This window comes from Pseudomonas sp. HN8-3 (genome assembly GCF_020790195.1).
Lineage (GTDB): Bacteria > Pseudomonadota > Gammaproteobacteria > Pseudomonadales > Pseudomonadaceae > Aquipseudomonas > Aquipseudomonas synxantha_A.
Window position 1 is genome coordinate 4,282,785 of the sequence record NZ_CP086206.1, and the last position, 25,263, is coordinate 4,308,047.

A 25,263-nucleotide genomic window follows, 5' to 3' on the forward strand; every position below is an offset into this window, starting at 1 on the left:
GCACGCTTAAAACACAAACCCCGCCTTTTGGCGGGGTTTGTCGTTTCTAGCGGCTTACCACATCAGATCGTCAGGGATCTGGTAGGCGGCGTACGGATCATCCTCATCCGGCACCTGGCTTTCGGTGAGGATGTTGAGCTGCACGATGCGCTCCGGTGCACGTTCCTGAATCTTGAGCGCCGCTTCACGCGGGATCACCTCGTAGCCGCCACCGTGGTGCACGATAGCCAGAGAGCCGTTGCTCAGCTTGTTGCGCATCAAGGTGTTGACCGACAGGCGCTTGACCTTCTTGTCATCGACAAAGTTGTAGTAGTCCTCGGTGGTCAACTTGGGCAGGCGCGAGGTTTCGATCAACTGCTTGACCTGGGCGGTACGCGCCTTGGCCTCGGCTTTTTCCTGCTGCTGGCGGTTGAGCTCCTGGTCACGCTTGACCTTCTCGGCGTGTGCCTCAGCGGCCAGGCGTGCCTGGGTATCATCGACTTCGGCCTGGCCCTTGTGGACCAGACGCTGCTGCTTCTGCTTCTCTTTGCCGACCTGCTTGGCCTGCTTTTGGTTGACCAGACCTGCTTTGAGCAACTGGTCGCGAAGGGAAAGGCTCATGGTGCTTACTCACTTAGGCAGCTGCTCAACCGCAGCTGGACACATTCTTTTCCTGGCGTTTGGCTTCGCCCCACAGGGCGTCCAACTCTTCGAGGGTGCAATCTTCTATGGGTTGGTGCGTATCGCGCAATGCCTGTTCGATAAATCGGAAACGTCGTTCGAACTTGGCATTGGCACCGCGCAGTGCGGTTTCCGGGTCAACCTTGAGGTGACGGGCCAGGTTGACGGCGGCAAACAGCAGGTCACCGACTTCATCGGCAATGGCCTGCGGATCGTTATCGGCCATGGCTTCGAGCACTTCATCCAACTCTTCACGCACGTTGTCCACCACCGGCAAGGCGGCCGGCCAGTCGAAACCGACCTGGCTGGCGCGCTTTTGCAATTTGGCCGCACGGGACAACGAAGGTAAGGCGGTGGGCACATCATCGAGCAGGGAGAGTTGCTCGGGAGCGTCGGACTTTTCTGCGCGCTCCTCAGCTTTGATCTGCTCCCAGCGCTCCTTGACCTGTTCTTCGCTCAACTGCGGGATATCCAGCGGTGCGTACAGGTCGCCGGTTGGGAACACGTGAGGATGCCGGCGAATCAACTTACGGGTGATGCTGTCGATCACGCCGGCAAATTCGAAGCGCCCTTCTTCCCGCGCCAGTTGGCTGTAATACACCACTTGGAACAGCAGGTCGCCCAGCTCACCTTGCAGGTGATCGAAATCGCCGCGCTCGATGGCGTCGGCCACTTCATAGGCCTCCTCCAGCGTGTGCGGGACGATGGTCGCGTAGGTTTGCTTGATGTCCCACGGGCAGCCGTATTGCGGGTCGCGCAGGCGGTTCATCAGGTGCAGCAGGTCTTCGAGTGAATACATCGTATCTCTTTCCGCTGAAAATCCAATGTGGGAGCTGGCTTGCCTGCGATGCTCGCGACTCGGTGCTTCAGTTAAACCGAGGTGGTGCTATCGCAGGCAAGCCAGCTCCCACATGAAGCAGCTAACACAATTCAGTTCGCGTTCATCCAGCTATTCATGGGGTGCGGTTGCGCCGCGTCTCGATGATATTCGGCAACTGGGAAATCCTCCCAAGCAACCGTCCCAGTGCGTCCAACCCCGGAATCTCGATGGTCAGGGACATCAACGCCGTGTTGTCCTCTTTGTTCGAGCGGGTGTTGACCGCCAGCACGTTGATCCGCTCGTTGAGCAGCACTTGCGAGACGTCACGCAGCAAGCCGGAACGATCGTAGGCACGGATGATGATGTCCACCGGGTAAGTGAGCACCGGCACCGGCCCCCAACTGACCTGGATGATCCGCTCCGGCTCGCGCCCGCCCAGTTGCAGCACCGAGGCGCAGTCCTGGCGGTGAATGCTCACGCCACGGCCCTGGGTGATGTAGCCGACAATGGCGTCGCCCGGCAACGGCTGGCAGCAGCCGGCCATTTGCGTCATCAGGTTGCCCACGCCCTGGATCTGGATATCGCCACGCTTGCCCGGTTTGTAACCCGTGGCCTTGCGTGGGATGAGTTCCAGCTGTTCGTTGCCGCGCTCGGGCTCGACCAGTTGCTGGGCCAGGTTGACCAGTTGCGCCAGGCGCAGGTCACCGGCACCGAGGGCGGCGAACATGTCTTCGGCGATCTTCATGTTGGCCTTTTCGGCCAGCTTGTCGAAGTCCACCTGAGGCAGGCCCAGGCGCGCCAGTTCGCGTTCGAGCAGGGTCTTGCCGGCGGCGACGTTCTGGTCGCGCGCTTGCAATTTGAACCAGTGGACGATCTTCGCCCGTGCTCGCGAGGTGGTGATATAGCCCAGGTTCGGGTTCAGCCAGTCGCGGCTCGGCGTGCCGTGCTTGCTGGTGATGATCTCGACCTGTTCACCGGTTTGCAGGCTGTAGTTGAGCGGCACGATGCGCCCGTTGATCTTGGCGCCCCGGCAGTTATGGCCGATTTCGGTGTGCACGCGGTAGGCAAAATCCAGCGGCGTGGCGCCCTTGGGCAAGTCGATGGCATGGCCGTCGGGGGTGAAGATATAGACCCGGTCCGGCTCGATATCCACCCGCAGCTGTTCGGCCAGCCCGCCGATGTCGCCGAGTTCTTCGTGCCATTCCAGCACTTGGCGCAGCCAGGAGATTTTCTCTTCGTACTGGTTGGACCCGGCCTTGACGTCGGTGCCCTTGTAGCGCCAGTGCGCGCACACGCCCAGCTCGGCCTCCTCGTGCATCGCGTGGGTGCGGATCTGCACTTCCAGCACCTTGCCTTCAGGGCCGATCACCGCGGTGTGCAGCGAGCGGTAGCCGTTTTCCTTGGGGTTGGCGATGTAGTCGTCGAACTCCTTGGGGATGTGGCGCCACAGGGTGTGAACGATCCCCAGCGCGGTGTAGCAATCGCGCATTTCCGGCACCAGCACGCGCACCGCCCGCACGTCATAGATCTGGCTGAAGGCCAGGCCCTTGCGCTGCATTTTGCGCCAGATCGAGTAGATGTGCTTGGCGCGGCCGCTGATGTCGGCGTCTACGCCAGTTGCCTGCAGCTCGGAACGCAGCTGGCCCATCACGTCGCTGATAAAGCGCTCGCGATCCAGGCGCCGCTCGTGCAGCAATGTGGCGATCTGTTTGTATTGGTCCGGCTCCAGGTAGCGAAAGGACAGGTCCTCCAGCTCCCACTTGATGTGGCCGATGCCCAGGCGGTGGGCCAGCGGCGCGTAGATGTCGAAGACTTCGCGGGCGACGCGGTTGCGCTTTTCGTCGTCGGCGGTCTTCACCGCACGGATCGCGCAGGTACGCTCGGCCAGCTTGATCAGGGCGACGCGCACGTCGTCGACCATCGCCACCAGCATCTTGCGCAGGTTTTCCACCTGGCCCTGGGTGCCCAGCACCATCGACTGGCGCGGGCTGAGGCTGGCACTGATGGCCGCCATGCGCAGCACGCCGTCGATCAGCTTGGTCACCACCGAGCCGAAGCGCTGGCCAACGGTTGCCAACGGAATATGCCCCTCGCGCACGCCGCGATACAGCACGGCGGCGATCAGCGAATCCTGATCCAGCTTGAGATCGGCGAGGATCTCGGCGATTTCCAACCCGGTGCGAAAGCTTGAAGTGCCTTCGGCCCACAGGTTCTTGGCCGCATTGTCTTGCTGCTCAGACTCACGAGCGAACTCGCAGGCTGCTTTCAAGGCTTCACGGTCCAGTGCCGGGTCGACACTGACGGCATGATCCAGCCATGCCTCGAGATTGATACTGCCGTCGGTGTTGATCGGCTGGTGTGCTCTCACCTGTACCATCTTGCTTACCTTCCCTACGACGCACCTTTGATGCGCCAAAATCATCGCCGACTTTTACTGCGAGCTCCGTAGCAGTACCAAGGCCTTGGAGAACGCAGGCCAGTCGGATTAAACGGGCATCCTAGCCCGCTTCAAATAACGCCATGGCCTCGACATGCGCAGTCTGCGGAAACATGTCGAGAATCCCGGCACGCTTTAGCCGGTAGCCTTGCTTGACCAACTCAACCGTGTCCCGCGCCAGCGTAGCTGGGTTACAGGACACATACACCAGGCGCTTGGCTCCAAGGGTGGCGAGCTTGCGCACAACCTCTTGGGCACCATCGCGGGGTGGGTCCAAGAGTACCGCAGAAAAGCCCTGTTTGGCCCATGGCGCGTCAGTCAAAGGCTGAGACAGGTCGGCCTGAAAGAACTGCACGTTAGGCAAATGGTTGCTCGCGGCATTGAGTGCCGCACGGTCCACCATGGTCTGCACACCCTCTACCGCCACCACTTCGCGCACCTGGCGCGCCAGCGGCAAGGCGAAGTTGCCAAGGCCGCAAAACAGGTCCAACACCCGTTCGTCGGCTTGTGGCGCCAGCCACTCCAATGCCTGGGCAACCATCGCCTGATTGACCCCGGCGTTGACCTGCACAAAATCTCCCGGCCGATAAGCCAGTTCCAGATTCCAGGCATCCAGGCGAAACCCCAGGGCCTGGTCGGGCTCGGCAGGTTCCGGTTGGCCCTCGCCATGCAGCCACAATTGGGCCTCATGGAAGGTACAGAATTCTTTAAGGATCAGCAGGTCTGCTTCGGACAGCGGTGCCATATGCCGCAGCAAAACGGCGATGGACGAACCACTGAACAGCTCCACATGCCCCAGCGCCTGCGGTTTGCTCAGGCGACGCAGCATATTCGGCAAGCGCTGCATGATCGGTTGCAAGGCTTGTACCAGCACCGGGCAATCGTCGATAGCGACGATGTCCTGACTGGCCACGGCGCGAAAACCCACTTCGAGTTTCTTCGCCTTGGCGTCCCAACGTACGGCCACACGGGCGCGACGCCGGTAACCGAACTCCGGCCCGCTCAACGGCGGCGCCCACTCTTGCGGTTCGACACCTGCCACCCGCGACAACTGCTCGGCGAGCATGCGCTGTTTCAGGGCAAGTTGCTGATCATGGGGCAGATGCTGCACGCTGCAACCGCCGCAGCGGCCAACGTGGGCGCAGGGTGCCGGGCGCCGTAGCTCACTGGCCTTGAACACCCGCTCGGTGCGGGCCTCAACCACTTTGCCGTGGGCGCCCAACACCCGCGCTTCGACTTCTTCGCCGGCCAGCGCACCATTCACAAACCAGGTGCGGCCTTCAAAGAACACAATGCCACGGCCATCATTGGCCAGGCGCTCGATGGTCAGGCGCTGTTTCTTGCCCACCGGGATCTGCGGGGCCCGGCTGCCGCCTGTCGGCTGGAAGCGCAGGCCTCTCTCGTGCTTGGCCATCAGTTGGGTTCGTCGAAGATGCCGGTCGACAGGTAGCGGTCGCCTCGGTCACAGATGATCGCGACGATCACCGCGTTTTCCACTTCTTTGGACAAGCGCAACATACCGGCCACAGCGCCGCCGGAGGACACGCCGCAGAAGATGCCTTCTTCACGGGCCAGACGGCGCGTAGTGTCTTCGGCTTCGCGCTGGGCCATGTCGATGATGCGGTCTACTCGCGTCGCGTTGTAGATCTTCGGCAAGTACTCTTCGGGCCAGCGGCGGATACCGGGGATGGCCGCGCCTTCCATCGGTTGCAGACCGACGATCTGGATCGCAGGGTTCTGCTCCTTCAGGTAGCGCGAGTTGCCCATGATGGTGCCGGTGGTGCCCATGGAACTGACGAAATGGGTAATGGTGCCCTGGGTCTGGCGCCAGATTTCCGGGCCGGTGCTGGTGTAGTGCGCCTCGGGATTGTCACCGTTGGCGAACTGGTCCAGCACCACGCCACGGCCTTCGGCGGCCATACGCTCGGCGAGGTCACGGGCGCCTTCCATGCCTTCTTCCTGGGTGACCAGGATCAGCTGGGCACCGTAAGCGGTCATCGCCGCCTTGCGCTCGGCACTGCCGTTGTCGGGCATGATCAGCACCATCTTGTAGCCTTTGATCGCGGCGGCCATGGCCAGGGCGATCCCGGTGTTACCCGAGGTGGCTTCAATCAGGGTGTCGCCTGGCTTGATCTGCCCGCGCAACTCGGCGCGGGCGATCATCGACAGCGCCGGGCGGTCCTTGACGGAGCCGGCCGGGTTGTTGCCTTCGAGTTTGAGCAACAGGGTATTGCTGGTTTCACCCGCCATGCGTTGCAAGCGGACCAGGGGCGTGTTGCCGACGCAATCGGCGATTGTGGGGTACTGCAAGGTCATGGCGTATTCGCAATCCAGACTGCGGGGGCGGACATCATACCGGGAAAGGCCGGCGGGCCATATCACGCAAAGTGCGGTGCTTATGGCTTAAAGGCATAAGCCATTAAAGTGTTGACTGTGAGGGCTCCATCGGGGGCAAGCCTCGTCAAACCTGCTAATCCTTCTGCCCTTCACCATGATTTCTCTGGAATACCTCATCCCCCATCGCAGCAATCTGCCCTTCGATCAGCGCTTCAAAGGGTTTGAGCAGCGGATCGAACGATAGTGGCGCTTCCAATACCTGCAACGCTTGCGTGATTGCTTCAACCGTCGACAAGGCACCAGGCCCCGGCGCCTTGCGCAAGCGATAGCGGGAAACGCCGCCTAGGGCCAATGTCACCCGGGGCAACGCCGCCAGCAAAGGATTGAGGTGCAACAGCTTGCGCGCCTTGCGCCAGGTGCCATCGGGAACCACCAATAACAATGGCTGATCGTCAGGTGCATAAGCGCGCAGCGGCTCGGCGTCATCCGCCGGAAACAACAGCCGCGCCCGATAACCAGGCGGGTTTAATAACGTCGCCAGATCATCAAACACCTCCCCCACCACCAACTGCGCATTATTCAAGCCCAACGCCGCCAACCTCGCGGTATTGAGCGCATGGCCGACCTCGCTCGGGTGCTGCAACAGCAACACGCGAGTGCGGCTGTCGAGGGTCGGGATCAGTGCACAGAGGCAATGAGTGGTCGGCCGCAAGCATTGCGGGCATTGGGGTCTGGACATGGTTTTTTCAGGCCTGGTTAAGCTGGGTCTTGAGCAAGTCGCGGAAGGTCTGGATCAGCGGTTCACGGCTACGACCACGGCGCATGATCATCGAGAACGGCGCCTGGTAGCCGAAGGTCGCCGGCAGTAACACGCGCAGGTCACCCTTGTCGGCCCAGGCCTGGGCGTAGTGTTCGGGCAGGTAACCGATGTAGGCGCCAGACAATACCAGGATCAACTGCGCTTCCATACTTTCCACGGTCGCGGCGCTGTGTTTGAAGCCGTGGCGCGCCAGCTCGGCCTGGCTCCAGTAGCCGCGGCCGACCATGCGCTGCTGAGTGATGACCTGTTCGGGAATACGCCGCTCGCTGAACAGCGGGTGCCGGTTGCTGCAATACAGCCAGTGCTGTTCGCGGTACAGCGGCATATAGATCAGCCCGCTCATACGGTTGGAGAACGCACCGATTGCCAGGTCCAGGCGGTTGTCCTGTACGCCCAGTTGCAGTTCGTAGGGGCTCATCACCGACAGATTCAGGTGAACCGCCGGATGTTCCAGGCTGTAGGCGCCAATCACTTCGGCGAACGGCAGGGCCTTGTCGCTGACGGTGGAATCAAGCACGCCCAGCTTGAGCGTGCCGCGCAACTCGCCTTTGAGCGCGGCGGCGTATTGCTCGAAGCCCTCGAGCTCGCCCAACAGGCGCAGGGTTTCCTGATGAAACAGCTCGCCTTTGCTGGTCAGGCTGAAGCCGCCACGTCCTCGATGGCACAGCACCAGGCCCAGCGCGGATTCGAGTTGGCTCATATACGTGCTGATGGCCGACGTCGACAGGTTGAGTTCGTGCTGGGCATTGGCGAACCCCTGGTGGCGCACGACGCTGACGAAGATGCGCAGGAGTTTCAGGTCGGGCAAGGCGTTGGCCATGGTCGGCTCCGGACAGGGATGCGCACAGTCTACCTCCCTGCATTAGTTTAGAAAAATCTGAACTAAGTATTTGCCCCTGCCGATTCTTCCTGCCCCAGGCTTTTTGCAGAATCGGCCATCAATAAACAAAACAACGATGAGGCAATCCCGTGGACAAGATTTTCCACCAACCACTGGGCGGCAACGAAATGCCGCGCTTCGCCGGCATCGCCACCATGATGCGCCTTCCCCACCTGCAAACGGCCAAGGGTCTGGACGCTGCCTTTATCGGCGTGCCCCTGGATATTGGCACCTCGCTGCGCGCCGGCACACGCTTCGGGCCTCGGGAAATCCGCGCCGAGTCGGTGATGATCCGTCCCTACAACATGGCCACCGGCGCTGCACCGTTCGACTCACTGTCAGTGGCCGACATCGGCGACGTGGCGATCAACACCTTCAACCTGCTCGACGCCGTGCGCATCATCGAAGAAGCCTACGATGAAATCCTCGAGCACGACGTGATCCCCCTGACCCTGGGCGGCGACCACACCATCACCCTGCCGATCCTGCGGGCGATCCACAAGAAACACGGCAAGGTCGGGCTGGTGCACATCGATGCCCATGCCGACGTCAACGACCATATGTTCGGCGAAAAAATCGCCCACGGCACCACCTTCCGCCGCGCCGTGGAAGAAGGTTTGCTCGATTGCGACCGCGTGGTGCAGATCGGCCTGCGTGCCCAGGGCTACACCGCCGAAGATTTCAACTGGAGCCGCAAGCAAGGCTTTCGCGTGGTCCAGGCCGAAGAATGCTGGCACCAATCCCTGGCCCCGTTGATGGCCCAAGTGCGGGAAAAAGTCGGCGGCGGCCCGGTGTACCTCAGCTTCGATATCGACGGCATCGATCCCGCCTGGGCACCCGGCACCGGCACCCCGGAAATCGGCGGGCTGACCACCATCCAAGCGATCGAGATCATCCGTGGCTGCCAGGGCCTGGATCTGATTGGTTGTGATCTGGTGGAAGTTTCACCGCCCTATGACACCACAGGCAACACCTCGCTGCTGGGCGCCAACTTGCTGTACGAGATGCTCTGTGTATTGCCTGGCGTCGCGCATCGCTGATGCCTTCACGATAACAATCAAGGGGATCGCGCAGATCCCCATCCAACGATGTACCTGACCTTCGCTCGCGTATTGACCGAGCCGGCTGCCGCCTGATCGCCCATAAAAAAGATAATCGGAGAATCACCGTCATGGCTTTGGATTTATTCGTCGTACTCATCTACGCCGCCGGTATGCTCGTGCTTGGCTACTACGGTATGCGCCGCGCCAAAACCCACGAAGACTATCTGGTGGCGGGCCGTAACCTCGGCCCATCGCTGTACATGGGCACCATGGCCGCCACGGTATTGGGCGGCGCCTCCACCGTCGGCACCGTGCGCTTGGGTTATGTGCACGGCATTTCAGGTTTCTGGCTGTGCGCCGCGCTGGGCGCCGGGATCATTGCGCTGAACCTGTTCCTGGCCAAGCCGCTGCTGAAGCTGAAAATCTTCACCGTGACCCAGGTCCTGGAAAAACGCTACAACCCCATGGCGCGCCAGGCCAGCGCTGTGATCATGCTGGCCTATGCACTGATGATCGGCGTGACCTCGATCCTGGCAATCGGCACCGTATTGCAAGTGCTGTTCGACTTGCCGTTCTGGATGTCGGTGCTGGTAGGCGGCGGTGTGGTGGTGGTGTATTCAACCATCGGTGGCATGTGGTCGCTGACCCTGACCGATATCGTGCAATTTGTGATCAAGACCGTCGGCCTGATGTTCATCCTGCTGCCGATCTGCCTGTACCGCGTCGGCGGCTGGGATGAACTGGTGGCCAAGCTGCCGGCGTCGAACTTCAGCTTTACCGCGATCGGTTGGGACACGATCATCACTTACTTCATGATCTACTTCTTCGGCATCCTGATCGGCCAGGATATCTGGCAGCGAGTATTCACCGCCCGTGATGAAAAGGTCGCCCAGTACGCGGGCACTTTCGCCGGTTTCTACTGCATTCTCTACGGCCTGGCCTGCGCCCTGATTGGCATGGCGGCTCACGTGCTGATCCCGGACCTGGATAACGTCAACAATGCCTTTGCCGCCATCGTCAAAGCCTCGTTACCGGACGGTATTCGTGGCCTGGTGATTGCGGCTGCCCTGGCGGCGATGATGTCCACCGCCAGCGCCGGCCTGCTCGCTGCGTCCACCGTGTTGACCGAAGACCTGCTGCCACGGCTGCGCGGTGGCAAGCAATCGAGCCTGGGCATCAACCGCGTGTTCACCCTGATGACCGGTGTTGCCGTATTGGGCATCGCACTGGTGGTGAATGACGTGATCAGCGCGCTGACCCTGGCCTATAACCTGTTGGTGGGCGGTATGTTGGTACCTCTGATTGGCGCGATATTCTGGAAGCGAGCCACCACCTCGGGCGCGATCACGTCCATGGCGCTGGGTTTCGTAACCGCGCTGGTGTTTATGTTCAAGGATGGGTTGGATGCAAACACACCGATTTACTGCAGCCTGGCGGTAGCCCTGGTGAGTTTTGTGCTGGTGAGTATGTTGTCGCGCAAACCGGATACCGTGGCGGCTCGGGCGGCTTGAGCTATTAGGATAATTTCTTCAGCGGGTGCGACGTCGGTGTTCGCACCCGTTTTTTGCGCTGCACAAAATAATTGTGGGAGCGGGCTTGCTCGCGAAGGCGGTGTGTCATTCAACCATTTACTGGCTGATGCACCGTATTCGCGAGCAAGTCCGCTCCCACATTTCCCATATTGTTTGGGCCTGATACTCAGCGGCGACGGGGCCGGCGCTGCTCATCATCCGTGCGGATCGGCACCGGTTGCAGCGGGGGCTCGATCAAGCCCAGCGTAACGCCAAGATCGTGGAGCCAGTTCTGGATTTTCTCTTTCATGGTTGCCCCCTTTGAGGGTAGTGCTGGTCGGCGTGAGTTTTGTCGCCGTTTCCTACAGAGATAGTAGCCCTAAGTCCTAGGTAATGCTTGAACGAAACCACAACTAACTATTACTGGATTGATCCAAATCCTGACGGATCGCTCAAGCGATGGCGCGCGTATCTGCCAGGCTTGCCGGGCTGCCTTCGTGCTGCAGGTCGATCCATGCATTGAGGTTAGCGCCGAGCATACCCTTTCGCCACATCAGCCAGGTGGTCGCAGTGGCAAAAGGCCCGGTCAGCGGATGAACGGACACGCTGTCCTTGCCTGGCAGGCTGTCGAGCATCGATTGCGACATCAACGCCACCCCCGAACCGGCGATCACACACGCGAGCATCCCTTGATAGGACTCGATCTCGATAGCCCGCCCCATGGCCACATGCTCGTGGGAAAACCAGGTTTCCAGGCGCGTGCGATAGGCGCAGCTGCGTCGGAACGTGAACACAGATCGCCCGGCAACGTCCTGGGGACCGCGCACCGGTGGGTGATCGGCTTCGCAAATCAATACCAGGCGCTCTTCGCACAACGGTACGCCATCCAGGGTCGCGATGGTCAGCGGACCGTCCACAAACGCTGCGTCCAGCCGTCCGGTAATCAAACCTTCCAGCAGCTCCCCGCTGGGCGCCGACTGCACTTGCAGGTTCACCATGGGGTAAGTCCTGTGATAGCGCGCCAGCAGCTTGGGCAAATGCACCGCGGCGGTGCTGTACATGCTGCCCAGCACAAAATCACCAGCCGGTTGCCCGCCTTGTACGGCGCCGTGAGCTTCGTCATGCAGCGCCAGCAGCCGAGTGCTGTAGTCCAGCAGCACTTTACCCGCAGGAGAAAGCTGCAACCGCTGGCGCTCACGCACAAACAGCTCGACTCCCAGTTGCTCCTCCATCTGCTTGAGGCGGGTCGACAAGTTCGATGGCACGCGGTGCAAACGTTCAGCGGCGCGGGTGATGGAGCCCTCTTCCGCCACGGCCTGGAAAATCCGCAATTGACTGAACTCCATACCTTTCTCCAAAACTGAACAAGTTACTCACTATTATTCAATTTTACAGAAAGTCAATCCGCCTTAGCCTACAAGTCATTCGCTTTCCTGTAGGAAACCTAAGCATGTCACCGCAGATTCGTTTACTCGCCAGCTTTATCGCCCTGATGATGGCCATGGGCATTGGCCGCTTCGCCCTGACCCCGCAAATGCCGCATTTACTCAGCGAAGGTCAGGTCGACCTGGCGGATGCCGGGCTGATCGCGGCCGCCAATTACTTGGGCTACTTTGTGGGCGCGGTGGATTCGATCTTTGCTCGCAGCCATCATCATGTACGCGGCCGCCTTTATGGCGGGTTGTGGCTCTGCGTCCTGCTGACGCTGGCGTCGTACTGGGCCCATGGGTTCTGGCCGCACTTGCTGTTGCGCTTCGGAACCGGCGTGGCCAGCGCCTGGGCTCTGGTGATGATTACCAGCCTGAGCCAGCCGCTGGCGATCGCCGCCGGCCGGCCGCGTCTGGGTGCGCTGGTATTTGCCGGGCCGGGACTTGGGATTGCGCTGACGGGGCTGCTGGCGCTGGGCTCGAACTTGCTGGGGCAAGGCTCCGCCATGCTGTGGCTGGTCTACGGCATCGTTGCCCTGGTGATGCTGCTGGCGATCCTGCCCTTTTTACCCAAGCCAACCCTCACGGCGCCTGCTGAAACCCGTGCAAGCAACAACGGCAGCATCGCGCATCTGTGCTGGATCTATTTCCTGTTCGGCCTGGGCTACATCATCCCCGCGACCTTTCTGTCGCAGATGGCCAACGCACAGTTCAACGGAGCCTGGCAGGCCGATCTGTTCTGGCCCTGCTTCGGCCTGGCTGCCGCTGTAGGTGTGGTGGTGGCAAGTCTGCGCCGCAAGAGCCCGGACACCACGCGCCGATGGCTGATGGTGACCTTGTGGCTGCAAGCGGCCGGGGTCTTCGCCTGCCTGCTCGGTAACAGTTGGGGCCTTGCGCTGGGCGTGTTGTTGTGCGGCGCGCCCTTCCTGGCCTGCATGCAACTGGTAATGGCGCGCCTGCGCGAGGTTGCACCCAACGGCTACCAACGCAGCACAGGGCTACTGACCGCCAGCTTTGCCATCGGCCAACTGAGCGGTCCGCTACTGGCCTCGATGAGCAGTCACCTCAGTGGTGGTCTGCACCCGGCGTTGATCGTCGCCGGTGCCGGGTTGTTGGTGGCAGGCTCGGTCTTGATCAACCGCCAACTACCGATGCACACGCCGTGCACACAGGTGGCCGACGGTGCAGCACAGGGCGGTTAAACAGGTGCCCCACGCCATGTCCATCACCGCGAGCCCGGCGGACCAGCCCCGAAGCGTGGCCCAATTGCTCAAATCATAAGTGCCATAGGCCACCAGGCCCAGCAGTGCGCCCAACCGCGCAGCACGTTGCCAACTGGCACTGGGCAAGACCACGAACACCACACAACCGAGGACATACAGCAGATAGAACAACACCGCAGGCAACAGGCGCGGCTGATCAAGCATCAGCGGGCCGAGCAGGGATTTGTAGGTGGGGCCCATCAGCACGCCGAGCCAGAGGCCGTCGAGGACCAGGAAGGCGAGCAAGGTGCCGAGGTAGGCGAAGAGCGGTCTCTTGGACATGACACGAGCCTTTGTAGGAGCGAGCTTGCTCGCGAAAAACGTACATCCGACGCCACACTGCGCGTGGAATATTTTCGCGAGCAAGCTCGCTCCTACAAAGAGCCAGGCGCGATCAGCTTAGTTCAATGCGGTCAGCGTGAATCACGATCTGGCCTTGCTTGTAGAGCGCACCAATGGCCTTTTTAAAGTTGCCTTTGCTGACGCCGAACAAGTTGCTGATCACCGCCGGATCGCTTTTGTCGCTGACCGGCAGGGTGCCGTTGTTGTCACGCAACTTGGCGAGGATCTTGGAGTTGAGGCTGGAGGCCGCCTCCTGGCCGACCGGTTGCAGGCTCAGGCTGATGTTGCCATCGGCGCGAATCTCCTTGATGAAGCCTTTTTCTTCCTTGCCCGGGCGCAGGAACTTGAACACTTCGTTCTTGTGGATCAGGCCCCAGTGCTTGTTGTTGATGATTGCCTTGAAGCCCATGTCCGTGGCTTCAGCCACCAGCAGATCGACTTCCTGGCCCACCTGGTAGTTGGCTGGCGTCTTGTCCAGGTAACGGTCAAGACGTGCGGTGGCGGTGATGCGCTTGGTGTGCTTGTCGAGGTAGACGTGCACCACGCAATATTCACCCGCCGTCAGCTGGCGCTTTTCTTCCGAATACGGCAGCAGCAGATCCTTTGGCAGGCCCCAGTCGAGGAACACCCCGATACTGTTGACTTCCACAACTTTCAAACTGGCAAATTCGCCGACTTGAACTTTGGGTTTTTCAGTGGTGGCGATAAGTTTGTCATCGCTGTCCAAGTAAATGAAAACATTGAGCCAGTCTTCATCTTCACTGGGAATATCTTTAGGGATATACCGATTAGGCAAGAGGATTTCGCCGTCTTGCGCACCATCGAGGTACAAACCAAAGTTAGTGTGCTTGACCACTTGCAAGCTGTTGTAGCGCCCGACTAAAGCCATTTCCAATACCCTCATTGCGTGGGCGGCATTCTACCCGACTTGGGCCCTGCACGCGCGCGCGCCTGAAAAATCGCGGGCTGGCATGGCGTTCTATTGGCATCGCCCCGCTCGTCTGATCAATCGGTTGAATTTTTCCGGGCCGCCAACCTCGCACACGCCCATGGTTTCGAGCTAAAACAGTAAGTTAGCGGCTTATTTCATCATTAAACCTGGGCTCTTTCCCAGCCTGGCCTATATTCTCAGGGGATATTTGCCAAGCAATTGTCAAGTATTTCCTGTACGATGCCTGGCCAAGTTAATTCTCTACAGGTTAGTGGCCGCCATGCGTGTAAAAGCATCCAACAGCAAAGCAAAGCCAGCTCCCGCCGTTGAAACCAGCGAATCGATCAACAGCCAGATTGCTGCTTTCCTCAAGTCCGGCGGCGAAATCCAGCAAATTGCCAAGGGCGTGAGCGGCCAGACTTTCGGCCCGTCCAAGCAGATCAGCCTGGGCAAGAAGTAATCGTCCTACCTGCGCACTGCATCTGGTCCCTAAGCGTCTTGCCTTCAAGGCGCTAGGACTAGAGTTGGAAACACCCTCGTACACCCTTCAATACCAAGCTAATCGACGAACGGGCCTCAATGCCTGGCATTCGCCGGTATCCTTGCACACGTCTAGCACGGGCATCTGCTCGAACCCATCCGTTACTGCTCCTCGCTTTTCATGGAGTGAAGCATGCTTAAACGCTGTATTTTCCTGGTCAGCATTCTGATCGCCAGCCCTTTGGCCGAAGCGCAGATTTTTCAGCGTGAACTGGGCGACTTCGACCTGAAATTGGGCACTACCCCCAGCCGTAGCATGGCCCAGGGCCTGGTCAAGCCCACCTCCCCTGGCAGTGACTCGTTCCACGGAGGCCTGGACCTTACCCACGACAGCGGCCTGTATTTCGGCCAATTTTCACCGAATATGGGCCTGTCGTCGGCCAACAATCTCGAAGTTGACTCCTACCTGGGTTTCAAACGCCCTTTCGACCAGACCCTGGGCTATGAAGTGGGCTTGATTCACTACAGCTACCCCAAGGTCAGCCCCCTCGACAGCCAGGAGTTCTACGGCGGCCTGAACCTGTTGGGCAACCGCTTCGGCGTGTCCTTCAGCAACGACCCCGACCGTCAGGACAGCACCCTGTTCGCCGACCTCGGCGGCACCCAGCCGTTCGGTATCGGCGTCAGCATGAAATACACCACCCACCAATTGGGCACACCGGTGTCGGTGGAAAACGGCGCCATCAGCAGTTTCAGCGACTGGTCGGTGCAATTCTCCCGGGCCTGGAAAGGCATCGACCTGGATCTGATCTACAGCGACTCCAGCCTCAGCGGCGGTGACTGCTCGGCCTACTCCGGACACAACTCGCAATGCGACGGCCTGTTGACCTTGAAGGCCGTCCGGCCGTTTTATTGATGGGCTGAACTGTCGCACCCCGCGCAGGTTCACATGCATTAATCCCATCCGTGCAAGGACTCGCCCATGTTGCGCCGGCTCAAACTCCTGGTGGTACTGCTGACCCTGAGCCTGGTGCTCGCCGGCTGCAATCGCGTGGGCCTGGCCTACCGTAATCTCGACGTGATCATCCCCTGGACCCTCAACGACTACCTGGACATGAATGCCGGGCAGAAGAGCTGGTTCAACGACACCCTCAAGGAACACCTGGCCTGGCATTGCACCACGCAATTGCCGGGCTACCTGGACTGGCTCGACCGCCTGCAGCAGATGGTCGACAGCCAGCAAATCACTGACGCCGCGCTGCAAACCCGAACCGTGGAAGCCAAGCAGGCGATTGCCGAGATCGCGCGGGAGATCACCCCGTCCGCCGTGCAGTTGCTGCAGGGTCTGGATGATCAACAGGTCAAGGACATGAGCGACGCCCTGGCCAAAGACCTGCGCAAACGCCAGGATGAATACCTCAAACCGCCGCTGGCCCAGCAGATCAAGGAACGCGCCCAGCGCATGAGCAAGCGCCTGGATGCCTGGATCGGCCCGCTGAGCGCCAGCCAGCAAAACCGCGTAACGGCGTGGTCCAACGCTTTGGGCGAACAGAACCAGGCGTGGATCGGCAACCGCGCCCATTGGCAGGCGCAGTTTATCGAGGCCGTTGAACACCGCCACGACGCCGACTTCCCGCAGAAAATGCAACGTTTGCTGGTGGACAGGGAGAGCCTATGGACGCCTGAATACCGCGCTGCCTATGCCCAGACCGAAGCGGCGGCGCGCAGTCTGATCGTGGACCTGATGGCTGAGAGCACCGAGCAACAACGTCAGAAGCTGAGGCAAAAAATCGACGGCGTACGAGGCGATTTCAAAGCGCTTAAATGCCTCAAAGCCGGCGCAAATCAATAGGGAGGGGAGCAGGGCTCCCACCCACATTGGATTCAGGGGTTAGATAGCGCCACCGGCAATCGCAGCTTTGGAAGAGACTTGATCGAAGGTCGCCTCCTCCAGCGCGTCCTCCTGCTCGTTCATCACTTGACGGGGGTGCTCATGGCCAGGAATCGAACTGTCGATCAACGCCAACAGGCTTGCACCGCGCGCGGTCAAGATGAAGTTTTCACCATTGCCGCCTTCCTCTTCGGGGCGCGACTCAATAAACCCGCGCTTGAACAACAACGCCTCGTAGTCCGCAGCGGTTTTTTTCAGCGCGTCCAGGTTCCCGGTGTCCTCGCCAGCCGTAGCCTTATCAGCGGCTTCCTGCTCGGCGTATTTACGCGGGGCGAAGCTGCCCTCGCCGTTCTGCACTTCGTGCAGCAGACGTTCGATCAGATCCCAGTTGTAAGTCGTCATCCTGATTCCTCCTGCAGGCCGATGGAAAATTAGCCCGTCATAGGTAGTGACACGTGGGGGCACTGGCCGTTCACCCGGATAGACGGGCGTCATTTCTCTGAACTTTCCAGACGTTCGCCGCCTCAACTGCCTATACCGCCAAGGAGGTCCGACCATGAAAACCCTGATGAACCTGGCGATTGCCGCCACATTGTTAAGCGCCCTGCCCGCCTGGGCTTGCACGCCTGAAGAGGCCACGGCCAAACGCGAAGAACTGGCCAAGCAAGTGACCCAGCTAACGGAGCAGAATCCCCAGAAAGCCAAGGAGATGAATGCCCAGTTGCAGAAAATGGACCTGGACACCGAAAGCGCCGAGTTTCCCGACAAATGCCAACTGATCGACGCCCGGCTCAAAGAACTGAAAGAAGCCGCCTCCAAAGCCAAAAACTGATGGCGAAAAAAAACCGGACATTGTCCGGTTTTTTTCTGCCTGGCTGCTTATTCGGCAGCCGGTGCTTCTGGCTTGCGGCGCTTGAGCGGCGCCATGCCATCCTTGCTGACGAGCGACAGGTTGTCGGTCTTCGGCCGGTTGGCGATCTTGCGCTTGGTCGGCGATTTGGCGCCGGTTTTCTTTTTGTCGCCCTTGGCGTCAGTCTTTTTCTTCTTCACGCCAACGGCCTTGCCCGACGCCTTGACCTTCTTCGGCCCGGTGTAAGTGCCTTTGACTTCCTTGATGGTACGGCGCTCGAACGACTGCTTGAGGTAGCGTTCAATGCTCGACATCAGGTTCCAGTCGCCGTGGCAGATCAGCGAGATGGCCAGGCCATCGTTGCCGGCACGCCCGGTACGGCCGATACGGTGCACGTATTCGTCGCCGCTGCGGGGCATGTCGAAGTTGATCACCAGATCCAGGCCATCAACGTCCAGGCCACGCGCTGCGACGTCGGTGGCTACCAGGATCTTCACGCCGCCAGCCTTGAGGCGGTCGATGGCCAGCTTGCGGTCCTTCTGGTCTTTCTCGCCGTGCAGCACGAACGCCTTGTATTCCTGCGCGACCAGACGCCCGTAGATACGGTCGGCGGCGGCACGGGTGTTGGTGAACACGATGGCCTTCTGGTAGGTCTCGTTGGCCAGCAACCAGTTGAGGATCTGTTCTTTGTGCACGTTATGGTCAGCGGTCACGATCTGCTGACGCGTGGTGGCGTTCAGGTCACTGACGTTGTTGACCTGCAAGTGCTCAGGGTTGTTCAGCACCTTGGCAACCATGTCGCGCAGGGTTGAACCGCCGGTGGTGGCGGAGAACAACATGGTCTGCTGGCGATTGACGCATTCAGCAACCAGGCGCTGCACGTCATCGGCAAAGCCCATGTCGAGCATACGGTCGGCTTCGTCGAGCACCAGTACTTCGACTTCCTTGAGGTCGAGGTTGCCGGCGTTGAGTTGCTCGATCATGCGCCCCGGGGTACCGATCAGGATGTCCGGCACCTTGCGCAGCATGGCAGCCTGGACCTTGAAGTCTTCGCCGCCGGTAATGATGCCGGACTTGATGAAGGTGAATTGCGAGAAGCGCTCGACTTCCTTGAGGGTCTGCTGGGCCAGCTCACGGGTCGGCAGCAGGATCAGGGTCTTGATGCTGACGCGGACCTTGGCCGGGCCAATCAGACGATTCAGAACCGGCAAGACGAAAGCGGCGGTCTTGCCGCTGCCGGTTTGAGCCGTCACCCGCAGGTCACGCCCTTGGAGCGCGAGCGGGATGGCCGCTGCTTGCACAGGCGTAGGCTCGACAAATTTAAGCTCGGCCACGGCTTTGAGCAGGCGTTCGTGCAGGGCGAATTGGGAAAACACGGGTGCTACCTCGAAGAAATACAAAATATCAGCGCCATAGGTTACCGGTTTCGGGCGGCCAAACCGAGTTTCTTTACGCGAACAGGGCTAATCAGCTGCTTTTTTGTGAGCGATTTTGTCCAGAGCGTCAACTTTGTTGCACTTAAATGCTCTAATCGCCCCGTGTTGTCTTACAGAAGAATCGGTTCACTCATGGATATCAAACAGCTCTGGCTCAACGTCCAAGACCTTTGGGGCGCCCTCGATGAACACCCGGTCCTGCATTCCAGCCTCGGCTTGCTGGTGCTGCTGGTGGTGGCATTGCTGGTTGGACGGGTAGCGCGTTACCTCATCCTGCACGCAGTCAAATTGCTTGGCCGGCAACCGGCCCTGCACTGGCTGAACGATCTGCGACATAACAAAGTCTTCCATCGGCTGGCGCAAATGACGCCGTCCCTGGTGATCCAGTTCGGCCTGTACCTGGTACCTGACCTGAGCAAGACCGCCATTCTGTTTATCGGCAATGTGGCCCTGGCGATCACCATTCTGTTTATGGTGCTGGCCATGAGTGCCCTGCTCAATGCGCTGCTGGATATCTACGCACGCACCGAACACGCACGCACCCGCTCGATCAAGGGTTATGTGCAGTTGGCAAAAATGGTGTTGTTCGTGTTTGGCGCAATCATCATCGTCGCCACCCTGATCGACCGTTCGCCGCTGCTGCTGCTGTCGGGCCTGGGTGCGATGTCGGCGGTGATTCTGTTGGTGTACAAGGACACGCTGCTGTCGTTCGTCGCCAGTGTGCAATTGACCAGCAACGACATGCTGCGGGTCGGTGACTGGATCGAAATGCCCCAGGTCGGCGCCGACGGCGATGTGGTGGACATCACCCTGCATACGGTCAAGGTGCAGAATTTCGACAAGACCATCGTTTCCATCCCGACCTGGCGCTTGATGTCCGAGTCGTTCAAAAACTGGCGCGGTATGCAGGCCTCCGGCGGGCGGCGCATCAAGCGCAGCCTGTACATCGATGCCAGCGGCGTGCGCTTTTTGCGCGATGACGAAGAAGTGCGCATGACCCAGGTGCACCTGCTCACCGGCTACATCGGTCGCAAACAGGCCGAACTCAAGGCCTGGAACGAGGCCCAGGGCCACAGCGCGCAACTGTCGGCCAACCGCCGGCGCATGACCAACCTCGGCACGTTCCGCGCCTATGCCCTGGCGTATCTGCAAAGCCACCCGGACATCCAGCCGAACATGACCTGCATGGTGCGCCAGATGCAAACCACCGCCCAAGGCGTGCCGCTGGAGATCTACTGCTTTACCCGCACCACCGCGTGGGCGGATTACGAGCGGATCCAGGGGGATATTTTCGATTATCTACTGGCAGTGTTGCCGGAGTTCGGGCTGAGCCTGTATCAGCAGCCAAGCGGTAATGACCTGCGCGCCGGCGTACTGCCGGCGTTGGCCGGGGCCGCGCAACTACCCGCCATCGAAACGGCGTGAAGTGATCCGAACGGGATTACGGCAGTGATGCCGTAATCTCCCGGCGGCAAACCTCAAGCACTTCATCAGCCAAAGCGGAATCATCCGGGCACGCCCGCGATAACAAGATTGCGCCAATGGCATGGGCCATCCTGTTGAGCATTTTCGCGCGCACGTCTTGCTGTGGCTCGTCCTGCGTCGTGTTGTACTTTGCCTCCAGGGCTTGCAGCGTGTTTTCCAGCCCGTTGGCGAAAGTCTCCTTAAGCGTGTCCGATTGACGCGCAGCGTCTGCACACAACGCCGCCAACGTGCACCCGCCGCCGCGATGATCGCGGTGCTGCCTGGACAGGTAAACCTCGAAAAACTCCCCCGCCTCCATCTCCACGCTGCTGGCGAGCGACTGCGCCAGGCCATTGGCGGCCGCTTCTGCCATCAAATCCGCCTTGGAGCCGAAGTGCTTGTAGAAGCCGCCCTGGGTAAAACCAGCGGCAGCCATCAATTCGGCCACACCCACCCCATCGAAACCACGTTCACGAAACAGCGCGGAAGCCGTCGCGACGATATGCGCTCGATTGTTCTGTGATTGCGTCTTGGTGATCTTCATTTCTATGCGCTCCTGCTGCCCTGCGATAGAGGGATCTTACTATGATGTCGATCATAATCAAAACCGTTGACAGCTTTGATTATGATCGACATCATAAAACCTCCCTGCACTCACTGAGCATCACACCATGAGCACTTCCAAGACCGTTCTCATCACTGGCGCCTCGACCGGCATTGGTGCCGCCTACGCCGAACGTTTTGCCCAGCGTGGTCACGACCTGGTTCTGGTCGCCCGCGATACCAAGCGCCTGGAAGCGCTCGCTGCACGTCTGCGTGAAGAGCACGCCATCACTGTTGATATCCTCCCCGCTGACCTGACCCAGATCGCTGACCTGGCAGCGGTCGAAGCACGTCTGCGCGAAGATTCCAGCATCGGCACGCTGGTCAACAACGCCGGCGCCGCACAGTCCGGCAGCTTCATCGAACAGTCCACCGACAGTGTCGCTCAGTTGGTCGCGCTCAACACCACCGCGCTGGTACGGCTTGCCAGCGCCATTGCCCCACGCCTGGCGGCAGCCGGCAACGGCGCTATCATCAACATTGGCTCGGTGGTGGGCCTGGCGCCGGAGTTCGGCATGACCGTATATGGCGCGACCAAGGCATTCGTACTGTTCCTGTCCCAGGGCATGAGCCTTGAGTTGGGCGCCAAAGGTGTCTATGTGCAAGCCGTGCTACCGGCCGCTACGCGTACCGAGATCTGGGACCGGGCGGGCATTGACATCAACACTCTCACAGATGTGATGGAGGTAGGTGACCTGGTCGATGCGGCGCTGGTCGGTTTCGACCGTCGTGAGCCCGTGACCATCCCGCCCTTGCAGGACGGCGCACGCTGGGATGCCTTGCAGGCAGCCCGACAAGGCTTGCTGTCGCAGATCAAGCAGTCCGACGTTGCCGAGCGGTACCTGACCCAAGCCTGATCAACCGGTTGCAGGCGCGCTCTATGCGCCTGCCCTTCCTCTCGAAGCGATGAGCGTTGAACCATGAAGGCATTTTCCATCGAACGTTACGGCAAACAGACCGGTCGCATCACCGAAGCGCCAACACCAGTGGTGGGTGAGCATGACGTGCTGGTTCAAGTACATGCCAGCAGCGTCAACGTTCTGGATGCAAAAATCGCCAAGGGCGAATTCAAACTGATTCTGCCGTATGCATTGCCGTTGATACTGGGCAATGACCTGGCTGGCGTGGTGCTCAGCGTCGGGGCCGCGGTGCGACGCTTCAAGCCGGGTGACGAAGTGTATGGCCGCCCTCCACAGCAGCGTATCGGCACGTTCGCCGAGCTGATTGCGGTACGCGAGGACGCACTGGCACGCAAACCTGCAAACATCACGATGGAGCAGGCCGCCTCCCTGCCTCTGGTCGCATTGACGGCATGGCAAGTACTGGTTGAAACAGCGAGGCTGAAAAAAGGCCAGAAGGTCTTCATTCATGCCGGTTCCGGCGGAGTCGGCAGTATCGCCATCCAGCTTGCCAAGCATTTGGGCGCATTTGTCGCAACGACGACCAGCACCGCCAATGTCGAGTGGGTCAAGGCACTGGGCGCCGATGTAGTGATCGACTACAAGCAGCAAAACTTCGAAACCCTGCTCAATGATTATGACGTCGTCTTGAACAGTCTCGGTCCGGACGCACTGGCAAAGTCACTCGACATTCTCAAACCGGGCGGTCAACTCATCTCCATCTCCGGGCCACCGACGCAGGCGTTTGCTCGCGAGCAGCAGCTGTCGTGGCTATTGGGCCTGGTCATGGGTGTGTTGAGCAGCGGTATACGCCGCAAAGCGCGCAAACAAGGCGTGCGTTATGACTTCCTCTTCATGCGCGCCAGCGGCGCCCAATTGGATGAACTGACCGCGCTGGTGGAAGCCGGCATTATCAAGCCGGTGATCGACCGCACCTTCCCTTTCGAGTCCACAGCCCAAGCCCTGAGCTATGTCGAACAAGGCCGCGCCAAAGGCAAAGTGGTGATCACGATGACGCCGCCTGGCGCGCGCCGAGCCGACTAATCCACACCGCGCCCAGAATCACCAGGCCGCCCAGGGCCAGACGGCCCAGCGGCTCATGCTGATTCCAGATCAGCAGGTTCAACAGCAGCCCCACCGGTACATGCAGGTTGTTCATCACCGCCAGGGTACCGCCATTGACCAGACAGGCGCCCTTGTTCCACCAGTACATGCCCAGCGCGGTGCTGACCAAACCAAGGAACACCAGCACGCCCCATTGCAGCGGCGCTTGCGGCAAGAAGTCAGCCTTGCCGAACAGCAGGAACGCCGGCAACACCACCAGCAAGGCGCCCAAGTAGAAATAACCGAAACGCCGGAAGTGCGGTTGGTCAATGGGATAACGCGCCACCAGATGCTTGTACATGACTTGCCCGGCGGCGTAGGTGAAGTTGGCCAATTGCAGCAGCAAGAATCCCATCAGGAAGTGCGGGGTGATCTGATCGAAACGAATCACCGCCGCACCGCCCACCGCCACCAGGGCCGCGACCAGTGCCCAAGGATTGAAGCGCCGATTAAGCGCGTCCTCGATCAGGGTCACATGCAGCGGTGTGAGGATGGTGAACAGCAGCACTTCCGGCACCGTCAGCACGCGAAAGCTCAAGTACAGGCATACGTAGGTCACACCGAACTGCAATGCACCGATCACCAACATGCCGCGCATGAACGCAGGCTCCACCGAGCGCCAGCGCGTCAGCGGGATAAAGATCAGCCCGGCCAGCACCACGCGCACTAGCACTGCGAAGTAGCTGTCGACGTGACCGGCGAGGTATTCGCCGATCAAGCTGAAGGAAAATGCCTGAATCAGGGTGACAACCAGTAAATAGCCCATGCGCGCCTCGTTTCGAATGGGCGCGACATTAAAGCTTTTCCAGCCTTGAAGAAACTCAAGGCAAAAAAAACCCGACCTCGCTAAAGCGGCAGTCGGGCAGGAGCACTCAGGAGCAACAAGTGCAAAGGGAGGTTCGATACGCGTACTTGAAGGGTTGGCGTGGCGTTATATAAACAGCCCGCGATTATCTGGCGATTAACGGATCACGCCACCTGTGCGAGCAGGGCTTTGGCATGGTTGATGCCTTTTTCCTGAAAGTCGCTGCTCAGGTTCACCCCTTCGGCGTGAATGAAGGTCACGTCGTGAATGCCGATAAAGGCCATCACCTGGCGCAGGTAGGGTTCCTGGTGGTCCGAGGTGGCCCCGGTGTGAATGCCGCCACGGGCGGTAAGCACAATGGCACGTTTGCCGGTCAGCAAGCCCTGCGGCCCGGTGGCGGTGTACTTGAACGTTACGCCGGCGCGCAGGACGTGATCCAGCCAGGCTTTGAGGGTGCTGGGGATGGCGAAGTTGTACATCGGTGCAGCCATTACCAACACATCGGCGGCGAGCAATTCGTCGGTCAATGCGTTGGAACGCTCCAGGGACACCTGCTCGCTGTCGTTACGCTGATCTTCAGGTTTCATCCAGCCGCCAAGGAGGTTGGCGTCCAGGTGTGGAACCGGGTTGAGTGCCACGTCGCGCACGGTGATCTGATCGGCTGGGTGGGCAGCCCGCCATTGGCTGATGAACTGTTGCGTGAGCTGGCGAGAGATAGAATCCTGCTGGCGCGCACTGCTTTCGATGATCAGAACGTTGGACATGGCTATGTAGGCTCCATCGGTGAATGTTGTAAGTCGATGGAGAAAAGATTAACCAGGGCTCATTCGATAAAAAAGCGCAAAAAACTGCTATAACCCATCTATAAATTTGTTTATAAGCGGAGTACTCCTGTAGAAAGGCTCCGCTATCGCTTTATTTGGGGCTGCAGTCCAAGGCAATGCGCATCTTGATGATGGAGCGGTTGAACTTGACCGTGGTGTTGGTGCTTTTGCCTGCTGGCACGCTCACGGTGCGACGGCGCGGCGATTCCGGGCCGTTGGTGAAGATTACCGAACACACAGCATCCTGGGTGCCGTAGTTGTTCAGCTGAATCGAGCTGATGTCTGCGTCCACGTCGGAGGCGGTGTAATCAATGCTGACGCCATCGATCTTTTTCGTCACGTCGATAGGGTAGGCAAATACGCTCATCGGCAGCAGCGCCAGCAACACACAACACAATTTTCTCATTCGGCAGTCTCCAATAAGGACTGCCAGCTTA

At 59.9% G+C, this 25,263-nt stretch carries 27 protein-coding genes; 10 read left to right on the top strand and 17 right to left on the bottom strand.

All coding sequences use genetic code 11. From position 1 onward, the window contains the following. Positions 1–54 precede the first annotated feature (54 nt). From LJX92_RS18965 to LJX92_RS18995, 7 genes are all read right to left on the bottom strand, one after another. Positions 55–600: a DUF2058 domain-containing protein gene (locus LJX92_RS18965; protein WP_014719402.1), complete on the bottom strand. Its 546-nt coding sequence runs from the start codon at positions 598–600 to the stop codon at positions 55–57. A 25-nt stretch (positions 601–625) separates the two neighbouring features. Continuing rightward, positions 626–1,459: a nucleoside triphosphate pyrophosphohydrolase gene (gene mazG, locus LJX92_RS18970; protein ID WP_032880011.1), complete on the bottom strand. Its 834-nt coding sequence runs from the start codon at positions 1,457–1,459 to the stop codon at positions 626–628. A gap of 154 nt (positions 1,460–1,613) precedes the next feature. Then, positions 1,614–3,857: a GTP diphosphokinase gene (relA, locus tag LJX92_RS18975; protein WP_032880009.1), complete on the bottom strand. Its 2,244-nt coding sequence runs from the start codon at positions 3,855–3,857 to the stop codon at positions 1,614–1,616. Between the two features lie 121 nt (positions 3,858–3,978). Continuing rightward, positions 3,979–5,331, bottom strand: a complete 1,353-nt coding sequence (rlmD, locus tag LJX92_RS18980; RefSeq protein ID WP_078821996.1) for a 23S rRNA (uracil(1939)-C(5))-methyltransferase RlmD — start codon at positions 5,329–5,331, stop codon at positions 3,979–3,981. Further along, on the bottom strand, positions 5,331–6,233 hold the full coding sequence (gene cysM / locus LJX92_RS18985) for a cysteine synthase CysM (protein WP_003193080.1): 903 nt from the start codon (positions 6,231–6,233) through the stop codon (positions 5,331–5,333). Before cysM ends, rlmD begins: the two co-directional genes overlap by 1 nt. Positions 6,234–6,387: 154 nt before the next feature. Then, positions 6,388–6,993 carry a tRNA-uridine aminocarboxypropyltransferase gene (locus LJX92_RS18990; protein WP_228308812.1) on the bottom strand — a complete coding sequence of 202 codons (606 nt, stop codon included), beginning with the start codon at positions 6,991–6,993 and terminating at the stop codon, positions 6,388–6,390. Positions 6,994–7,000: 7 nt separating this feature from the next. Beyond that, on the bottom strand, positions 7,001–7,894 hold the full coding sequence (locus tag LJX92_RS18995) for a LysR family transcriptional regulator (protein ID WP_005790200.1): 894 nt from the start codon (positions 7,892–7,894) through the stop codon (positions 7,001–7,003). 149 nt (positions 7,895–8,043) lie between these two features. Between LJX92_RS18995 and speB the strand changes: the two genes are divergently transcribed. Further along, positions 8,044–8,994 (top strand): agmatinase, encoded by a 951-nt coding sequence (speB, locus tag LJX92_RS19000; protein ID WP_005790202.1) that lies wholly within the window; start codon positions 8,044–8,046, stop codon positions 8,992–8,994. Positions 8,995–9,125: 131 nt separating this feature from the next. Beyond that, complete coding sequence (locus tag LJX92_RS19005) at positions 9,126–10,508, top strand: sodium:solute symporter (RefSeq protein WP_103733661.1); 1,383 nt, start codon at positions 9,126–9,128, stop codon at positions 10,506–10,508. 187 nt (positions 10,509–10,695) lie between these two features. Here the strand turns inward: LJX92_RS19005 and LJX92_RS27005 are convergent, their stop codons facing one another. Both LJX92_RS27005 and ptrR read right to left on the bottom strand, forming a co-directional pair. Further along, the gene (locus LJX92_RS27005) at positions 10,696–10,818 is read right to left on the bottom strand and encodes a PA1414 family protein (RefSeq protein ID WP_262371413.1); all 123 of its coding nucleotides are present in this window, start codon (positions 10,816–10,818) and stop codon (positions 10,696–10,698) included. Between the two features lie 142 nt (positions 10,819–10,960). Continuing rightward, positions 10,961–11,854, bottom strand: a complete 894-nt coding sequence (ptrR, locus tag LJX92_RS19010) for a putrescine utilization regulator PtrR (protein ID WP_103733660.1) — start codon at positions 11,852–11,854, stop codon at positions 10,961–10,963. A 104-nt stretch (positions 11,855–11,958) separates the two neighbouring features. On the opposite strand from ptrR, the gene LJX92_RS19015 reads away from it, so the two are divergent. Continuing rightward, complete coding sequence (locus LJX92_RS19015; RefSeq protein ID WP_148852754.1) at positions 11,959–13,137, top strand: MFS transporter; 1,179 nt, start codon at positions 11,959–11,961, stop codon at positions 13,135–13,137. Here the strand turns inward: LJX92_RS19015 and LJX92_RS19020 are convergent. Beyond that, complete coding sequence (locus LJX92_RS19020; RefSeq protein ID WP_148852755.1) at positions 13,081–13,479, bottom strand: DUF2177 family protein; 399 nt, start codon at positions 13,477–13,479, stop codon at positions 13,081–13,083. The genes LJX92_RS19015 and LJX92_RS19020 overlap by 57 nt on opposite strands. Positions 13,480–13,591: 112 nt before the next feature. Then, positions 13,592–14,428: a S1 RNA-binding domain-containing protein gene (locus tag LJX92_RS19025; RefSeq protein WP_019820451.1), complete on the bottom strand. Its 837-nt coding sequence runs from the start codon at positions 14,426–14,428 to the stop codon at positions 13,592–13,594. A 322-nt stretch (positions 14,429–14,750) separates the two neighbouring features. On the opposite strand from LJX92_RS19025, the gene LJX92_RS19030 reads away from it, so the two are divergent. The 3 genes from LJX92_RS19030 (at position 14,751) to LJX92_RS19040 (ending at position 16,802) form a co-directional block, all read left to right on the top strand. Beyond that, entirely contained in the window at positions 14,751–14,930 is a 180-nt protein-coding gene (locus LJX92_RS19030) for a hypothetical protein (RefSeq protein WP_003193095.1), read from the top strand. A 213-nt stretch (positions 14,931–15,143) separates the two neighbouring features. Further along, complete coding sequence (locus LJX92_RS19035; protein ID WP_005790212.1) at positions 15,144–15,866, top strand: TorF family putative porin; 723 nt, start codon at positions 15,144–15,146, stop codon at positions 15,864–15,866. Between the two features lie 66 nt (positions 15,867–15,932). Continuing rightward, positions 15,933–16,802 carry a DUF6279 family lipoprotein gene (locus LJX92_RS19040; protein ID WP_228308813.1) on the top strand — a complete coding sequence of 290 codons (870 nt, stop codon included), beginning with the start codon at positions 15,933–15,935 and terminating at the stop codon, positions 16,800–16,802. A gap of 39 nt (positions 16,803–16,841) precedes the next feature. Here the strand turns inward: LJX92_RS19040 and LJX92_RS19045 are convergent, their stop codons facing one another. Next, positions 16,842–17,243: a transcriptional regulator gene (locus tag LJX92_RS19045; RefSeq protein WP_148852759.1), complete on the bottom strand. Its 402-nt coding sequence runs from the start codon at positions 17,241–17,243 to the stop codon at positions 16,842–16,844. 154 nt (positions 17,244–17,397) lie between these two features. Here LJX92_RS19045 and LJX92_RS19050 point away from each other — a divergent pair, with 154 nt between their 5' ends. Beyond that, positions 17,398–17,673 carry a hypothetical protein gene (locus LJX92_RS19050; RefSeq protein WP_032879994.1) on the top strand — a complete coding sequence of 92 codons (276 nt, stop codon included), beginning with the start codon at positions 17,398–17,400 and terminating at the stop codon, positions 17,671–17,673. A gap of 47 nt (positions 17,674–17,720) precedes the next feature. Here the strand turns inward: LJX92_RS19050 and LJX92_RS19055 are convergent, their stop codons facing one another. Further along, positions 17,721–19,067 (bottom strand): DEAD/DEAH box helicase, encoded by a 1,347-nt coding sequence (locus LJX92_RS19055; RefSeq protein WP_005790219.1) that lies wholly within the window; start codon positions 19,065–19,067, stop codon positions 17,721–17,723. A 192-nt stretch (positions 19,068–19,259) separates the two neighbouring features. On the opposite strand from LJX92_RS19055, the gene LJX92_RS19060 reads away from it, so the two are divergent. Continuing rightward, positions 19,260–20,552 (top strand): mechanosensitive ion channel family protein, encoded by a 1,293-nt coding sequence (locus LJX92_RS19060; protein ID WP_103733655.1) that lies wholly within the window; start codon positions 19,260–19,262, stop codon positions 20,550–20,552. A gap of 16 nt (positions 20,553–20,568) precedes the next feature. On the opposite strand, the gene LJX92_RS19065 is transcribed toward LJX92_RS19060, so the two are convergent. Continuing rightward, on the bottom strand, positions 20,569–21,135 hold the full coding sequence (locus LJX92_RS19065) for a TetR/AcrR family transcriptional regulator (protein WP_032879991.1): 567 nt from the start codon (positions 21,133–21,135) through the stop codon (positions 20,569–20,571). A 127-nt stretch (positions 21,136–21,262) separates the two neighbouring features. On the opposite strand from LJX92_RS19065, the gene LJX92_RS19070 reads away from it, so the two are divergent. Then, positions 21,263–22,051 (top strand): SDR family NAD(P)-dependent oxidoreductase, encoded by a 789-nt coding sequence (locus LJX92_RS19070; RefSeq protein WP_223018118.1) that lies wholly within the window; start codon positions 21,263–21,265, stop codon positions 22,049–22,051. Between the two features lie 63 nt (positions 22,052–22,114). After that, positions 22,115–23,137 carry an NADP-dependent oxidoreductase gene (locus tag LJX92_RS19075; RefSeq protein WP_228308814.1) on the top strand — a complete coding sequence of 341 codons (1,023 nt, stop codon included), beginning with the start codon at positions 22,115–22,117 and terminating at the stop codon, positions 23,135–23,137. Here the strand turns inward: LJX92_RS19075 and LJX92_RS19080 are convergent. From LJX92_RS19080 to LJX92_RS19090, 3 genes are all read right to left on the bottom strand, one after another. Further along, on the bottom strand, positions 23,100–23,963 hold the full coding sequence (locus LJX92_RS19080; protein WP_228308815.1) for a carboxylate/amino acid/amine transporter: 864 nt from the start codon (positions 23,961–23,963) through the stop codon (positions 23,100–23,102). The two genes, LJX92_RS19075 and LJX92_RS19080, sit on opposite strands and share 38 nt — an antisense overlap. Positions 23,964–24,166: 203 nt before the next feature. After that, positions 24,167–24,766, bottom strand: coding sequence for an FMN-dependent NADH-azoreductase (locus tag LJX92_RS19085; protein WP_103733652.1), 600 nt, complete (start codon positions 24,764–24,766; stop codon positions 24,167–24,169). 151 nt (positions 24,767–24,917) lie between these two features. Then, positions 24,918–25,232, bottom strand: a complete 315-nt coding sequence (locus LJX92_RS19090) for a hypothetical protein (protein WP_032879985.1) — start codon at positions 25,230–25,232, stop codon at positions 24,918–24,920. Positions 25,233–25,263: the final 31 nt, after the last annotated feature.

Excerpts from the sequence above, each read along its gene's own strand:
- LJX92_RS18965 (WP_014719402.1), bottom strand. The coding sequence starts at position 600 with ATGAGCCTTTCCCTTCGCGACCAGTTGCTCAAAGCAGGTCTGGTCAAC.
- mazG (WP_032880011.1), bottom strand. The coding sequence starts at position 1,459 with ATGTATTCACTCGAAGACCTGCTGCACCTGATGAACCGCCTGCGCGAC.
- relA (WP_032880009.1), bottom strand. The coding sequence starts at position 3,857 with ATGGTACAGGTGAGAGCACACCAGCCGATCAACACCGACGGCAGTATC.
- rlmD (WP_078821996.1), bottom strand. The coding sequence starts at position 5,331 with ATGGCCAAGCACGAGAGAGGCCTGCGCTTCCAGCCGACAGGCGGCAGC.
- cysM (WP_003193080.1), bottom strand. The coding sequence starts at position 6,233 with ATGACCTTGCAGTACCCCACAATCGCCGATTGCGTCGGCAACACGCCC.
- LJX92_RS18990 (WP_228308812.1), bottom strand. The coding sequence starts at position 6,993 with ATGTCCAGACCCCAATGCCCGCAATGCTTGCGGCCGACCACTCATTGC.
- LJX92_RS18995 (WP_005790200.1), bottom strand. The coding sequence starts at position 7,894 with ATGGCCAACGCCTTGCCCGACCTGAAACTCCTGCGCATCTTCGTCAGC.
- LJX92_RS19005 (WP_103733661.1), top strand. The coding sequence starts at position 9,126 with ATGGCTTTGGATTTATTCGTCGTACTCATCTACGCCGCCGGTATGCTC.
- LJX92_RS27005 (WP_262371413.1), bottom strand. The coding sequence starts at position 10,818 with ATGAAAGAGAAAATCCAGAACTGGCTCCACGATCTTGGCGTTACGCTG.
- ptrR (WP_103733660.1), bottom strand. The coding sequence starts at position 11,854 with ATGGAGTTCAGTCAATTGCGGATTTTCCAGGCCGTGGCGGAAGAGGGC.
- LJX92_RS19015 (WP_148852754.1), top strand. The coding sequence starts at position 11,959 with ATGTCACCGCAGATTCGTTTACTCGCCAGCTTTATCGCCCTGATGATG.
- LJX92_RS19020 (WP_148852755.1), bottom strand. The coding sequence starts at position 13,479 with ATGTCCAAGAGACCGCTCTTCGCCTACCTCGGCACCTTGCTCGCCTTC.
- LJX92_RS19025 (WP_019820451.1), bottom strand. The coding sequence starts at position 14,428 with ATGGCTTTAGTCGGGCGCTACAACAGCTTGCAAGTGGTCAAGCACACT.
- LJX92_RS19030 (WP_003193095.1), top strand. The coding sequence starts at position 14,751 with ATGCGTGTAAAAGCATCCAACAGCAAAGCAAAGCCAGCTCCCGCCGTT.
- LJX92_RS19035 (WP_005790212.1), top strand. The coding sequence starts at position 15,144 with ATGCTTAAACGCTGTATTTTCCTGGTCAGCATTCTGATCGCCAGCCCT.
- LJX92_RS19040 (WP_228308813.1), top strand. The coding sequence starts at position 15,933 with ATGTTGCGCCGGCTCAAACTCCTGGTGGTACTGCTGACCCTGAGCCTG.
- LJX92_RS19045 (WP_148852759.1), bottom strand. The coding sequence starts at position 17,243 with ATGACGACTTACAACTGGGATCTGATCGAACGTCTGCTGCACGAAGTG.
- LJX92_RS19050 (WP_032879994.1), top strand. The coding sequence starts at position 17,398 with ATGAAAACCCTGATGAACCTGGCGATTGCCGCCACATTGTTAAGCGCC.
- LJX92_RS19060 (WP_103733655.1), top strand. The coding sequence starts at position 19,260 with ATGGATATCAAACAGCTCTGGCTCAACGTCCAAGACCTTTGGGGCGCC.
- LJX92_RS19065 (WP_032879991.1), bottom strand. The coding sequence starts at position 21,135 with ATGAAGATCACCAAGACGCAATCACAGAACAATCGAGCGCATATCGTC.
- LJX92_RS19070 (WP_223018118.1), top strand. The coding sequence starts at position 21,263 with ATGAGCACTTCCAAGACCGTTCTCATCACTGGCGCCTCGACCGGCATT.
- LJX92_RS19075 (WP_228308814.1), top strand. The coding sequence starts at position 22,115 with ATGAAGGCATTTTCCATCGAACGTTACGGCAAACAGACCGGTCGCATC.
- LJX92_RS19080 (WP_228308815.1), bottom strand. The coding sequence starts at position 23,963 with ATGGGCTATTTACTGGTTGTCACCCTGATTCAGGCATTTTCCTTCAGC.
- LJX92_RS19085 (WP_103733652.1), bottom strand. The coding sequence starts at position 24,766 with ATGTCCAACGTTCTGATCATCGAAAGCAGTGCGCGCCAGCAGGATTCT.
- LJX92_RS19090 (WP_032879985.1), bottom strand. The coding sequence starts at position 25,232 with ATGAGAAAATTGTGTTGTGTGTTGCTGGCGCTGCTGCCGATGAGCGTA.